Genomic DNA, 13,795 nt, shown 5'->3' with positions numbered 1-13,795 from the left:
TTATGCTTGTTAATTAGTTGTAATTACACAAGAAGCTGATTTCAATTTATTAGATTTTACAGTTACTTTAATATCTCCTGTAGCACTTTTTTTTGAGCGAACAATTACTAAAGCGAATCCATTAAAAGCTTTGCGTTTGGTAGCGCTAAATGCAACTAAATCGGTTGGATCGCCATTATCAGTAGCAATGATGTCTCCCGGACCTTCAATAGTAAATTCAATTAAGTTATTGGCATCAGGAACTGTTAAGTGATTGTTGTCTTTTACTTGTATGGTTATAAAAGATAAATCTATGCCGTTCGCATTAATTGAGTTTCTATCAGCCGAAGCACTTAGTGATGTTGCTTCATTAGTAGTTTTTACTATATCTTGTGCCCAAAATTTTCCATTTTTGTAAGTAATAACTTTTAATTCACCAGGTTGATAGATAACATCATCCCAACGTAAGCGGTATTCAAAAGCTTCTTTTTTCTTTTTGCCTAACGATTTTCCGTTTAAGAATAGTTCGGCTTCATCACCAGATGTAAATACATGCACGGGTGTAATTTTTCCAATTCTATCAGGCCAATTCCAGTGTGGTAAAATATGAGCTATGGGAAGTTCTGGTCTCCAACGTGATTGGTATAAGTAATAGCGATCTTTTTTAAAACCAGCCAAATCTATAATTCCGAAGTAAGAGCTTCTAGCTGAATAATAGGGTGTTGGTTCGCCTAAATAATCCCAACCAGACCAAACAAATTCGCCTGCTACAAAAGGATGTGCATCTTGTGTTGCAAATACTTTATCTGCGGAAGAGCCAAAGTTTGCCGTATATAACTCATAGGCACTTACATATCCTTCTTTTTCAATGCCGCCAAAACCTTCTGAAATTGGAGAACTATTTCCTTGAGTTACTGGGAACAAATAAGTGCCTCTAGAACTTAATGCTGCTGCTGTTTCACTACTAATAATGACTTTTTTGGGAAATGCCGCTTTAAAGCTAGGGTATAAAGGAGGTGTATTTATACCTTTTAAATGAGCGTATTCTGGTGCGTTTCTGATGCCTTCACCTTGGTAATTTAAACTAATTACATCCATGCTTGCAGGGAAAGGCATGTTTGGTTTTGCGTAATTCATTGAAGCAGTTGTTAATCTTGTTGGGTCTTCATCTTTAATTATACCACTTAATGTTTTAGCTATCTTAGCACCTTCTTCATCTGTATATTGTTCACCTACTTCATTTCCAAAACTCCATAAAATAACAGATGGATGATTTTTATCTCTCCTAACAAACGAGCGTGCATCTGCTTCATGCCATTCTGGAAAAATTAAGTGAAAATCATGCGGAGTTTTTTTACGTTCCCAACTATCAAAAGCTTCATTAATTACTAAAATACCCATGCGGTCTGTAAGTTCTAACAATTCTGGTGCAGGGGGATTATGTGCTAAACGAATAGCGTTACATCCTAAGTTTTTCAGCATGTCTAGTTGGCGTTTTGCAGCTTGTGTATTAAACGCAGCACCTAAAGCACCCAAATCGTGATGATGATTTACGCCTTGAATTTTTATGTGTTCACCATTCACAACTAAACCTTTTTCGGGGTTAAATTCTATAGAGCGAATACCAAAAGTAGTTTCATAAGCGTCAACTATTTTACCATTAACAATAACATTTGTAATTGCTTTATATAGGTTAGGTGTTTGTGTTGGTGGTGGTCCCCAAAGTTTTGGATTGTTTATGAACGTTTGGCTTGTTACTGAGTTATTTTTACATGCTTTTATTTTAACAGATGTTTCAGGAATTGATGCTACACTGTTTTTTGATGTTTTTCCTAGTTCATTTATTGAAAATATATTGGTAACTACACGAGCTTCTATATCAGTATTAGAATCATTATCAATATTTGATGTAAAGTTTATAGTTGCTCGTTCATTTGTGATTTCAGGTGTTTTAATGAAAGTTCCCCATTGAGCTACATGAATTTTATTTGTTTTTGTTAACCATATATTTCTATAAATACCACCACCAGGATACCATCTAGAAGAATGGTTTGGGTTGTCAACTCTTATAGCTATTTGGTTTTCCCCATCAAAATTTAAGTAGGGTGTTAAGTTTAAACGCCAAGAATTATAACCGTAAGGCCAACCGCCAACTAATGTTCCGTTAAGCCATACCATAGCATAAGACATGGCTCCATCTACATCAAGAAAAATAGATTTGTTTTTATCAGTGTCTTTTATGCTTAGTTTTTTACGATACCACGCGACACCATGACTAGGTAAACGCCCCATGCCGCCGCCAACTTCCGCATCCCATCCTTCTAAAAAGGGTTCTTTTATAGCCCAGTCATGAGGTAAATTAATAGTTTCCCAATTAGTATCATCAAAGTTTTTTTGTACAAAAGGGAAATCGTTACCTGGATTTCCTTCAGGTCTTTTATGGTGTTTGGTTGCGTCTTTTATAAAAGCATTTGCCGTTGGTAAAATGTATGGTTTTAATATGTTTTGGGTTGAAGTTACATTTATAGCTTCAGTTGGTTTGCTGTCTGCTTCTTTTGTATCGTCTGTATTTTCTATTACAGGACGTACATCGTATATTAAATTATCGGCATCTTCAAAAGATTTGTATTTCATGAATTTCCATCCTTCATTAATAGAAATTTTTTCTCTAGTAATGGTATCTTCTTTTACTTGTGTTTTACAAGCTACCTGTGTAAATATTATTAAATAGCTAAAAAATTTAAAAGCAATTGTTTTATTCATAAGTTTTATTGATTAATAGCTGTTTTTACTTGTTTCATTTTAGGTTTTTTGAACAAGCACTAAATTAACCTTTGTTAAAGTACATAATTCTAAAAATAAAGCCTTGAAAAATAGCAATATGTTACAAACATATAAATAATCTTTTAAATACGCAATCGGTTGTGTAATCTGTTTTATTAAAATAATAGAGGAAATAAGTATTGAATAATTTCACAAACCTAAATAGGTTATAATTGTATTAACAGCGCCTTTGTTTTTTGAAATGTAGTCGGAATTATTTTTTCCTGAAAGTTGACGTTTTTCAGAATTTTCAATTAATTCATTTAGAATGGTATTAAATTCTGTTTGATTTGAAATAGAAAACATACCTTTATTATCAATCATTTGTTGTGCTTCAGGAAATTTTTCATGATGATTTCCAATAATAATTGGAACGCCAAAAACAGCAGGTTCTAAGGTGTTATGTAATCCAGTTGTGCCTAATGCGCCACCTACATAAGCAATATTAGCATAGCTATATATTTTTGAAAGTATGCCAATAGTGTCAACAATAAATACCTGTACTGCTTCAAGTTGTTTATGTTCTTTTTTTGAAAACAAAACACTTTCAACGTTTAACTTTTCTTGAATGTTTTTTATTTGTGAAGGTTTGATGTTATGCGGTGCAATAATAAATTTCACTTCTTTAGAAGCTTCATTATTAATAAAATTGATTAATAAATTTTCATCTTCTGGCCATGTACTTCCTGCAACAATACAAAGTTTTTGTTGTTTAAAAGTCTCAATAAAATTTAAAGTATTATCTATGTCTAGTTGGCTCGAAACCCTATCAAAACGTGTGTCGCCAGAAACAGTTACATTGTTATAATTTATAGATTCGAGCAGTTTTTTTGAGGTTTCGTTTTGGGTGAAAATATGTTCAAAAGCAAATAAAGCATCACGAACTTCGCTTCCGTAAAATTTAAAAAACGATTGATTTTTTCGAAATGATGCTGAAATTAAAATTGCTTTTAATTTTCTGCTTTTCAATTCATTTAAAAAATTTGGCCAAATTTCATATTTAACAAAAACGGTAAGTTCTGGGTTAACCAAATTTAAAAATTGTTGCGCATTGTTTTTTGTGTCTAAAGGAAGATAAACCACTACATCTGCAATAGGTGAATTTTTTCGAATTTCATAACCCGAAGGTGAAAAAAAACTCAAAACAATTTTATGGTTTTTGTAATGGTTTCGCAAAACTTTAAAAACCGGAAGTCCTTGTTCGTATTCGCCCAATGAAGCACAATGAAACCACAATGTTTTATTGGTAGGGTTTAGGTTTTTTTGTAAAATAGAAAATGTGTTTTTGCGCCCAACTACTCCTTTTTTTATTTTTTCATTAAAAAACGAAGTGGTTTTTAAACCAAAACCAGCAACTGCAATCCCTATGTTGTAAATAAAACCCAAGTCTTTTTGTATTTGATGCTAAAATACATTTCTTTAAAATAAATTCATTGGTTACCGTGTACTAATTTTGTAATTTCGTAACTTATTAAACCGTAATACAAACTTCGTATTAGTTATAATTTTAGATGAAGAAAATTCAAATGGTCGACCTTAAAGGTCAATACGACAACATTAAAGAGGTGGTAAACACATCTATTCAAGAAGTTTTAGAAACAACATCTTATATAAACGGACCTAAAGTTCATCAGTTTCAAAAGAATTTAGAACAGTATTTGGGCGTAAAACACGTTATTCCATGCGCTAATGGTACAGATGCTTTACAAATTGCCATGATGGGTTTGGGCTTAAAACCTGGTGATGAAGTTATTACTGCCGATTTTACTTTTGCAGCTACCGTAGAAGTTATTGCTTTATTACAATTAACACCTGTTTTGGTTGATGTAAATGAAGATGATTTTAATATAAATATTGAAGCCATAAAAAAAGCAATTACTCCAAAAACAAAAGCAATTGTGCCAGTACATTTGTTTGGGCAATGTGCTAATATGGAGGCTATTATGGAAATAGCTAAAGAATATGGTTTATATGTAATTGAAGATAACGCACAAGCAATTGGCGCAACTTATACATTTAAAAATGGCTCAAAAGCACAAGCAGGCACTATTGGGCATGTTGCTTCAACATCTTTTTTTCCATCAAAAAATTTAGGATGTTATGGTGATGGTGGTGCAATTTTCACGAATGATGATGCTTTGGCACATACCATAAGAGGTATTGTAAACCACGGTATGTACGAGCGTTACCACCATGATGTAGTTGGTGTAAATTCACGATTAGATAGTATTCAAGCAGCGGTTTTAGATGCTAAACTACCAAACTTAAATGACTACAATAAAGCAAGGCAAATCGCAGCTCAAAAGTATAACAAGGCTTTTGAAGGTGTAACTAAAATTGTAACGCCCAAAGTGTCAAATGGGTGTGAAACTATTTGTGATACTTGTGATTGTCACGTATTTCATCAATATACTTTACGCGTTTTAGGGGTTGATAGAGATGCACTTGTAAAACATTTAAATGAAAATGGCATTCCTTGTGGTGTGTATTATCCAATTCCACTTCACAAACAAAAAGCATATGCAGATTCTAGGTACAAAGAAGCAGATTTTGCAGTTACAAACCAATTGGTGAAAGATGTTATATCATTACCAATGCATACGGAATTGGATGATGAACAAATAGAATTTATTACTTCAACAATAAAAAACTTTATAAATGGATAAAATATTAGTTACTGGCGGATTAGGCTTTATTGGTTCGCACACTGTTGTAGAATTGCAAAATGAAGGCTATCAAGTTGTTATTATTGATGATTTGTCAAATTCCTCATTAGCTGTTTTAGATGGTATTACCTCCATTACTGGAATAAAACCTGTTTTTGAAAAGCTAGATTTGAAAGAAAAAACAAGTGTTGAAACTTTTTTTGCAAAACATAGTAATATAAAAGGTGTTATTCATTTTGCAGCTAGCAAGGCGGTAGGGGAAAGTGTGCAAAATCCGTTGTTATATTATGAAAATAATATAAATACGTTGGTTTATATTTTAAAGGAATTAAAAAAATTACCAGAGTCAAGCTTTATTTTCAGCTCGTCATGTACAGTTTATGGACAAGCAGATGAAATGCCAATTACCGAAAATGCTCCTGTAAAATTAGCCGAATCACCTTACGGTAATACCAAGCAAATAGGAGAAGAGATTATTAAAGACACTTGTAAAATATCACCAAAACTAAAAGCGATTGCATTGCGCTACTTTAACCCTGTTGGCTCTCATGAATCTGCTAAAATAGGAGAATTGCCAATTGGCGTGCCGCAAAATTTAGTACCATTTATTACGCAAACAGCTATTGGTATTCGTGAACAACTTTCTGTTTTTGGTGATGATTATCCAACGCCAGATGGAACGTGTATTCGCGATTATATCCATGTGGTCGATTTGGCTAAAGCACACGTAATTGCACTAAAGCGTCTTTTAAGTAGCAAAAATAAAACAAATTATGAAACATTTAATTTAGGTACAGGTACAGGAAGTTCAGTATTAGAGGTTATAAAATCTTTTGAAAAAGTTTCTGGTACAAAGCTTAATTATAAAATAGTGGGAAGAAGAGAAGGCGACGTTATTTCAGCATATGCTAATACATCTAAAGCAAATAATGAGTTAGGTTGGAAGTCTCAATTAACATTGGATGATGCTATGAGTTCTGCTTGGAAATGGGAGCAAAAAGTGAGAGCAAAATAATAATCTAAATATAGATATTTATAAAAAAAGGCAGCTAATTTATCTAGCTGCCTTTTTTTATTCTGGAATTTCTATAGTTTTCTTCTTTTTAAGACTCACAAACAACAAGATAATCATGCCTGTTGTAACCGATACATCTGCAATGTTAAAAATACCTGTTCTAAAAACACCTCCTAAATCGATAAAGAAAAAATCGGTAACAGAACCATATACAATACGGTCAAAAACATTGGCTAAACCACCACCAACAATACTTGCAAAGGCAAAAAGCGACCAGCTATCAATGGTTTTGTCTTTAAATATATGTCGTAAAACAAAACCTAATACTAGTATTGGAAGTATAAGTAATAAAATGATTCTTAATGTAGGATTCAAATCGCTGCCCATACCTAAAAAAGCACCCGAGTTTTCAATATTCATCATGATGAATTTGTCACCAATAAGCGAAATGCGTTCTCCAATAGTTGTTTCAGTGCGTGGTTGAATGTTTACTCTAACTAGAACTTTAGAAATTTGATCGACAGCAATTGTAATCACAATAACTAAAATAATGTATAAAGAGCGTTTTGTTAACTTCATTTGAAAGTTTAATTAAAGTGTTGCAGAAGCTGTTTGCGCTTCTCTATCAATTTTTTTAACCAAACCTTGTAATACGTTTCCAGGACCAACTTCGGTAAATAATGTAGCACCATCAGCAATCATTTGTTGTACCGATTGCGTCCAACGCACAGGCGCAGTAAGTTGAGATATTAAATTTGCTTTTATTACATTTTCATCAATTACAGCATTGGCAGTTACATTTTGATAAATTGGGCAATTTGGTTTGCTAAAAGTGGTGTTTTGAATAGCTGCCGCCAATTCTTCACGGGCAGGTTCCATTAAAGGTGAGTGGAATGCACCACCAACCGGTAATACCAAAGCACGTTTAGCACCTGCTACTTTCATAGCTTCGCAAGCTCTATTAATAGCGTCAACTTCACCAGAAATTACTAATTGACCAGGGCAGTTATAATTTGCAGCTACTACAATACCTTCGGTAGCAGCACATACTTTTTCTACAATGGCATCATCTAAACCTAAAACGGCAGCCATGGTGCTTGGTTGTAATTCGCAAGCTTTTTGCATAGCCAAAGCACGTTGCGATACCAATTTTAAACCAGCTTCAAAGTTTAATGCGCCATTGGCAACTAATGCTGAAAATTCTCCAAGTGAATGTCCTGCAACCATATCTGGTTTAAAGCTTTCGCCTAAAGTTTTTGCTAAAATTACGGAGTGTAAAAATATGGCGGGTTGTGTTACTTTTGTTTCCTTTAAGGCCTCAGGAGTGCCTTCAAACATAATATCTGTGATATTGAAACCAAGAATTTTGTTTGCTTGTTCAAATAATTCTTGAGCTAGTGGCGAGTTTTCATATAGGTCTAAACCCATTCCTGTAAATTGTGCTCCTTGTCCAGGGAAAATATATGCGTTCATATTTGTTAGTTTAATAAAGTGCTGCAAAAATAGGAATAATATTAATATTTATAAGCCTTTTATGGCTGCTTCGGCACAACGCTCGCCATCCATAGCAGCGGACACGATGCCACCTGCATAACCACCGCCTTCACCACATGGAAACAAACCTTCAATTTGTGGATGCTCTAAATGTTCATTTCTAGGAATGCAAACAGGTGATGAGGTTCTAGATTCTACACCAACAATATTAGCTTCGGAAGTATAGTAACCACGCATTTTTTGTCCGAATGCTTCGAAACCCTTTCGCAATCTGCTACCTATTAATTTGGGTAAAAGCGAATGTAAAGGTGCCGAATTTAATCCAGGTTGGTAGGAGGTTGGGTTTAAATCTGCCGATAAGCGTCCTTCAACAAAATCGGTTAAGCGTTGTGCTGGTGCTGTTTGACTACGTCCACCTGCTGTAAATGCCATTCGCTCTAAGTTTTTTTGGTATTCTAAGCCTTTAAGTGCGCCAAATTGCTCGTATTTTGGTAAATCTTTGTGTACATCAATTTCAACCACAATACCTGAATTGGCAAATAAGTTATTGCGTTTTGAAGGTGACATACCGTTTACCACCACTTCGCCATTGGCTGTTGCGGCAGGCACAATAAATCCACCAGGACACATACAAAATGAATACACACCACGTTCGTTTACTTGTTGCACCAAACTGTATGAAGCTGCAGGTAGTAATTCATGACGCTTTCCACTGCAATGGTATTGAATAGCATCTATAATATGTTGCGGATGCTCAACACGAACGCCCATGGCAAACGATTTGGCTTCTAAAGCAATTTGTTTGTTATGGAGTAAATAGAAAATATCTCTTGCCGAATGTCCTGTTGCTAAAATAACACGGTTGGCAGGCATTTCTTCACTATTGTTTAGTTGAATAGCTTGTATTTTGTTGTTTTTTATAATGAAATCGGTAACGCGCGTTTCAAAGTGAATTTCACCACCATATTTTAAAATGGTTTCCCGAATATTTTGCACCACTTTAGGGAGTTTATTGGTGCCTATATGTGGATGCGCATCTACCAAAATTTGGTCGGTAGCGCCATGAAATACGAGGTTTTCAAAAATACGTCTTACATCGCCACGTTTTAAACTTCGTGTATAAAGTTTACCATCAGAATAGGTTCCTGCACCACCTTCACCAAAACAATAATTAGAATCTTCATTTACAATATGGTCTTGGTTTATGGCTTTTAAATCTCTGCGACGATCTCTTACATTTTTACCACGTTCTAAAACAATGGGTTTAAAACCAAGCTCAATACAACGCAACGCAGCATACATGCCTGCAGGACCAAACCCTACAATATGTATGGCTTTTGCTTTTGAAACATCTTTATAATCAAATTGGTAGTCGGACGTTTTTGGTAACACCTCACGAATATAAACCGCAATTTTATAATTGAAAATTATTTTCGGTTTGCGTGCATCAATAGATTTACGAAGTACTTTTATACCCGTAATGTCTTCTTTATCAATATCTAAAATTTGCGATGCTTTTTGTACTAAAAAATCACTGCGTTCTTCTTCATTAAGTGAAATACGAAGCTGAAGTTCTTTTATCATGTTGCAAAATTAAACAAATAGGAGCGTAAGTTTAAAAGATTTATAGCAGAACGCTATTTTTTAATTACGAATAGTCAATTTTATATTATATTCTTGAATAACTAGAGTGTCCTTTTCACCTAAATTTGAAAATGATTTAGAAATAAATACGTTGTTAATTCTTCGTCTTGCATTATTGTATTGAGTATAGTTTTTATAGCCTATATGGTAAAAATCTAAAAAAGGCATGATAAGCGTGTTTTTATTTTTTTTGACATAATAACATTCTTGCAATTCAAATGCATTGCTATTTAGTGGGTAATTAAACCCTAAATCTTTATAATATAGTGGTTTGTATTTAAAATGATTTGAGTAATAATCATAAATACCAACAACACCCTTTCTAATGTTTTTATCTTCCCAATAGGTTATATTTGGGGTTTCATGTAAATTAAATAATGTTGGTAATGTATAATCTTCATTATAGATTTCTAAAGTTGTAGGTGATAAATATGTTGCAGAAAATTTATCTACTATATCATAATTTTCTAAGTCAGTTATGTAATTTTTAATTCGTTCAATTAATTTTAAGGTGATTTTTGAATCTTTTACTTCACCTTTTTTAGTGAAAACTCTAATTTTTTGTCCATAAACTTCAGAGGGATTGAATGTAGTTGGGTATTCTATGACATATTCTTCTTCCTTAGAACAAGAACTAAATATTAAAACACCAATTAAAAAACTTAAAAACTTTTTCATATAATATAATTAGTTACTGCAATTACCATCAATAAAATCTTGTTTGGTTGGATTATAAGCATTCTCCTCTATTAACATATCAAGATCAGGAAGGTTTTCAATTAGTGGTTTAACTCCACATAGGTTTGTTAAATTGAAATTCTTACTAACATAAAGAAGTTTAACTGAGGATAAGTTTTTTAGACCATTTAGATTAGTTATGCTGTAATTACCATAAATTTCTAAATATCCACCAACAGAATTTAAATTCGATAAGCCATCCAAATTCTTTAATTTTGGATTAAACCTAACAGTCAAACGAGCAGCAAATGGAGAATCATTATTTATATCACTAATGATTGAAATGTTTTTCAACCCCTCAATGCTTTCTAAAGATTCATTTTCCTCTATTTTTAAAAATTTTAGGTTACCATTTACATTTACTAAACCATCAATATTGGTTAATAACGTATTATCATAAATCCATAATGAGCCAATATGTGCAATTTTATTTAATGGGTTTATATTAGATATTGCGGTATTACCTATAATAGCTAATCCTTCATCAATATATTTTAGATTACTAAGTGGTGACAAATCAGATAATACTGTATTTCCTGAAATAGTTAATCCACCAACAGATGTTAGCGTATTTAAACCTTCTATGCTTTCTATTAAAGATGTTGGGTTTCCATTTTCATCACCAATTACGACATATCCAGTGACCTTAGTATAACCTTCCTTACCAAAATCATCAATTTGTTGTTGGGTGTTAAAAATAATATTACCTTCATAAATAACACTTGGTTCTTCAGTTTTTGAGCAGTTAAAAAAGAAAATAGAAAGCAAAAAAAATAATATACTTTTTTTCATTTTACAATTAGTTGTTTAATAACCAATATACGACAATTTCGTATGGAATGTATGCTTGTTAAATAATTAAAACATATTTTTTTAAGTGAATTTTAAAATATTAAAAAACTACAAGTATTTGTAAAACAACACAATACGTATTTATTTAAAATTAATCTAAATAAATATTGTGTAAACTATTTTTGTTGTTTAGATTTGCGTGTAATTTATAATCAATCTAAATAACAATGAAAAAATATATTCAAATTTTATTATTAACCATTTTTTTTGGCAATCAAGTAGTTGCCCAAAGTACACAAAGCATTAAAGGAACTGTTTTGTCTTCTTCAAAAAAACCAATTGAAGGAGTTACAGTAGTAATAGACAAATCGAATAACTACGATATAACCGATGAAAACGGAAACTTTTCAATTTTAAATATAGCTAATGGCGATTATAAACTAATTGTTTCGCACATAGGGTTTAACTCTAAAACCATTAAAATAACTGTTAATAATTCAGTATTAATCATTCCAACAATTTATTTGGATGAAGCTGAAAATGAATTAAACGAGGTTGTTGTTTCTGGAAGTATTTTAACCAAAACACCTAATGCAGCAAAATCGGGAATTAAACCTTTAGATTTACCTCAAAGTGCTGCTATTATTTCAAATCAAACACTTGAAGCGCAACAAGTAAATTCGTTAACCGATATTTTAAAAAATGCTAACGGTGTTTATATAAAAGGAACAACTGGTGGTTATCAAGAAGAAATAGCCTCTAGAGGTTATGATTTAGGAAGTAATAATACCTTTAAAAACGGTGTTCGTTATTTTAACGGCATGACAGTTGAAACAAGCGGTCTTGAAAGTGTTGAAATACTAAAAGGAAGTGCTGCCATTTTATTTGGAAATGTTGAAGCAGGTGGTATTTTAAACCTAATTACCAAAAAACCACGTTTTGATTTTGGTGGAAAAGTTGATGTTACTTTTGGAAGTTTCAATTTAATAAAACCAGCTTTTGATGTTTATGGCGCGGTAAACGACTCAAAAACAGTAGCCTTTCGATTAAATGGTTCTTATACAAGTGCCGATAGTTATAGAAAATACGTGTCTTCAGAAACATATTATTTCAACCCGTCGTTATTTTTTAAAATAAGTGATAAAACTAATTTATTGTTTGAAGTAGATTATACTAATGATAATAGAACGCCAGATTTTGGTGCAGGAATTATTAATTACCAAATTGTAGATTTACCAAGAGAGCAATTTGTAGGTGTAAAATGGGGTTATTATGATGCAGAACAGGTATCGGCAACAGCAACATTAAATCATCAAATTTCTAATAAGTGGAGCTTAACTTTTATTAACTCCTTCCGTAACTATAATACCGATTTATTTACAAATGGTAGACCAAATAGTGGTGGTGCTACCGTTCAACAAGATGGTACTTGGAGAAGAAATCTTCAAAGAAGAGCATATACAGATAACTATATTCTTAATCAATTAGATTTAAAAGGCTTGTTTAAAACAGGTGCTTTAAAACATCAGTTTTTAGTTGGTGCCGATGTAGAAAATTACAAAACAAAAGATACTAGATATGTAGCTTTAACGGCAGCAAATAATAATGGTCAAGCCTATTACGATGAAATTAATATTTTCAATCCAGATTACGATAATTTTAGAAACGATATTCCTAATCTAAATAAAGACAGATTAACAACAACACCAGTTTCTAGATTTGGAATTTATGTGCAAGATTTAATTGAAGTTAATAAGTATTTAAAGTTTTTAGCTGGTGTTCGCTATACTTATCAAGATACTAATAGCGATATTTTTACATATGCAAACCAAACAACTTCGGTTTCTAATTTATATGATGATGCCTTTACACCACGTTTTGGTATCATTATTCAACCAACCGAGCACAGTTCTATTTTTGGTAGCTATGCAAATTCGTTCGAAACTAATACAGGTTTAGATATAGATGGAAATGCCCTTGAACCTTCAATAATTGACCAGTTTGAAGTTGGTGTAAAAAATGAATTATTCAATAAAAAACTATTTATAAACATTACTGGTTATATAATTAGCAATAGTAATTTGGCACAAACTTCATTTACAAATGGAAATACCGATAGCAATATTAAAGAACTAGCAGGTTCTACAGAAAGCAAAGGAGTAGAAGTGGATTTTACTGCATACCCAACAGCAGGCTTGCGTTTAATGGCAGGATATAGTTTTAATGAAATGAAATATGTAAAATCTAACACCTATGTTGAAGGAAGCTTGTTGCGTTACAACCCAAAAAATACAGCTAACATTAGTGCAAATTATAGCTTTGAATCTGGTATGTTAAACGGATTAAACCTAGGTTTTATTAGCACGTATTTTGGTGAGCGTTTTGCAGGTCGTTCATTTGTGATTACATCTCCAAATAGTGGCAGACAGTTAATACCACTATCAGATTACTTTCAGTTAGATGCCACTTTAGGTTATAAAATCACTGAAAACTTAGGGGTAAGAGCTAAATTAGCTAACATTACAAATGTGTTAAATTATAATGTGCATGACGATAATAGTTTAAACCCAATTGCACCAAGAAATTATTCGGTAGCGGTAAGTTATAAATTCTAACTAAAAATTAAATTAAAATTGATTTTAAA

General features: G+C 32.4%; 10 protein-coding genes. 3 read left to right on the top strand and 7 right to left on the bottom strand.

The annotated features are described in order from the left end of the window. Positions 1 to 9: 9 nt before the first annotated feature. The gene (gene galB, locus ACFQ1R_RS03945; protein WP_379924805.1) at positions 10 to 2,742 is read right to left on the bottom strand and encodes a beta-galactosidase GalB; all 2,733 of its coding nucleotides are present in this window, start codon (positions 2,740 to 2,742) and stop codon (positions 10 to 12) included. Between the two features lie 210 nt (positions 2,743 to 2,952). Beyond that, positions 2,953 to 4,188 (bottom strand): 3-deoxy-D-manno-octulosonic acid transferase, encoded by a 1,236-nt coding sequence (locus tag ACFQ1R_RS03940; RefSeq protein WP_379924804.1) that lies wholly within the window; start codon positions 4,186 to 4,188, stop codon positions 2,953 to 2,955. 125 nt (positions 4,189 to 4,313) lie between these two features. On the opposite strand from ACFQ1R_RS03940, the gene ACFQ1R_RS03935 reads away from it, so the two are divergent. Both ACFQ1R_RS03935 and galE read left to right on the top strand, forming a co-directional pair. Then, on the top strand, positions 4,314 to 5,468 hold the full coding sequence (locus ACFQ1R_RS03935; protein WP_379924803.1) for a DegT/DnrJ/EryC1/StrS family aminotransferase: 1,155 nt from the start codon (positions 4,314 to 4,316) through the stop codon (positions 5,466 to 5,468). After that, entirely contained in the window at positions 5,461 to 6,483 is a 1,023-nt protein-coding gene (galE, locus tag ACFQ1R_RS03930; RefSeq protein WP_379924802.1) for a UDP-glucose 4-epimerase GalE, read from the top strand. Before ACFQ1R_RS03935 ends, galE begins: the two co-directional genes overlap by 8 nt. 57 nt (positions 6,484 to 6,540) lie before the next feature. Here the strand turns inward: galE and lspA are convergent, their stop codons facing one another. The 5 genes from lspA to ACFQ1R_RS03905 are packed head-to-tail and all read right to left on the bottom strand — an operon-like array spanning position 6,541 to position 11,151. Then, positions 6,541 to 7,062 (bottom strand): signal peptidase II, encoded by a 522-nt coding sequence (gene lspA, locus ACFQ1R_RS03925; protein ID WP_379924801.1) that lies wholly within the window; start codon positions 7,060 to 7,062, stop codon positions 6,541 to 6,543. Between the two features lie 12 nt (positions 7,063 to 7,074). Then, positions 7,075 to 7,956 carry an ACP S-malonyltransferase gene (gene fabD, locus ACFQ1R_RS03920; RefSeq protein WP_379924800.1) on the bottom strand — a complete coding sequence of 294 codons (882 nt, stop codon included), beginning with the start codon at positions 7,954 to 7,956 and terminating at the stop codon, positions 7,075 to 7,077. A 48-nt stretch (positions 7,957 to 8,004) separates the two neighbouring features. Continuing rightward, positions 8,005 to 9,561 (bottom strand): NAD(P)/FAD-dependent oxidoreductase, encoded by a 1,557-nt coding sequence (locus tag ACFQ1R_RS03915; RefSeq protein WP_379924799.1) that lies wholly within the window; start codon positions 9,559 to 9,561, stop codon positions 8,005 to 8,007. A 60-nt stretch (positions 9,562 to 9,621) separates the two neighbouring features. Further along, complete coding sequence (locus tag ACFQ1R_RS03910; RefSeq protein WP_379924798.1) at positions 9,622 to 10,299, bottom strand: hypothetical protein; 678 nt, start codon at positions 10,297 to 10,299, stop codon at positions 9,622 to 9,624. A gap of 9 nt (positions 10,300 to 10,308) precedes the next feature. Next, positions 10,309 to 11,151, bottom strand: coding sequence for a hypothetical protein (locus tag ACFQ1R_RS03905; RefSeq protein ID WP_379924797.1), 843 nt, complete (start codon positions 11,149 to 11,151; stop codon positions 10,309 to 10,311). 227 nt (positions 11,152 to 11,378) lie between these two features. Here ACFQ1R_RS03905 and ACFQ1R_RS03900 point away from each other — a divergent pair, with 227 nt between their 5' ends. After that, positions 11,379 to 13,766, top strand: coding sequence for a TonB-dependent siderophore receptor (locus tag ACFQ1R_RS03900; protein ID WP_379924796.1), 2,388 nt, complete (start codon positions 11,379 to 11,381; stop codon positions 13,764 to 13,766). The last annotated feature ends 29 nt before the right edge of the window (positions 13,767 to 13,795 follow it).

Source organism: Mariniflexile jejuense, assembly GCF_042675665.1.
GTDB lineage: Bacteria > Bacteroidota > Bacteroidia > Flavobacteriales > Flavobacteriaceae > Mariniflexile > Mariniflexile jejuense.
This window is presented reverse-complemented; position numbering and strand designations above follow the sequence as displayed.

Excerpts from the sequence above, each read along its gene's own strand:
- lspA (WP_379924801.1), bottom strand. The coding sequence starts at position 7,062 with ATGAAGTTAACAAAACGCTCTTTATACATTATTTTAGTTATTGTGATT.
- ACFQ1R_RS03905 (WP_379924797.1), bottom strand. The coding sequence starts at position 11,151 with ATGAAAAAAAGTATATTATTTTTTTTGCTTTCTATTTTCTTTTTTAAC.
- galE (WP_379924802.1), top strand. The coding sequence starts at position 5,461 with ATGGATAAAATATTAGTTACTGGCGGATTAGGCTTTATTGGTTCGCAC.
- galB (WP_379924805.1), bottom strand. The coding sequence starts at position 2,742 with ATGAATAAAACAATTGCTTTTAAATTTTTTAGCTATTTAATAATATTT.
- fabD (WP_379924800.1), bottom strand. The coding sequence starts at position 7,956 with ATGAACGCATATATTTTCCCTGGACAAGGAGCACAATTTACAGGAATG.
- ACFQ1R_RS03935 (WP_379924803.1), top strand. The coding sequence starts at position 4,314 with ATGAAGAAAATTCAAATGGTCGACCTTAAAGGTCAATACGACAACATT.
- ACFQ1R_RS03900 (WP_379924796.1), top strand. The coding sequence starts at position 11,379 with ATGAAAAAATATATTCAAATTTTATTATTAACCATTTTTTTTGGCAAT.
- ACFQ1R_RS03910 (WP_379924798.1), bottom strand. The coding sequence starts at position 10,299 with ATGAAAAAGTTTTTAAGTTTTTTAATTGGTGTTTTAATATTTAGTTCT.
- ACFQ1R_RS03915 (WP_379924799.1), bottom strand. The coding sequence starts at position 9,561 with ATGATAAAAGAACTTCAGCTTCGTATTTCACTTAATGAAGAAGAACGC.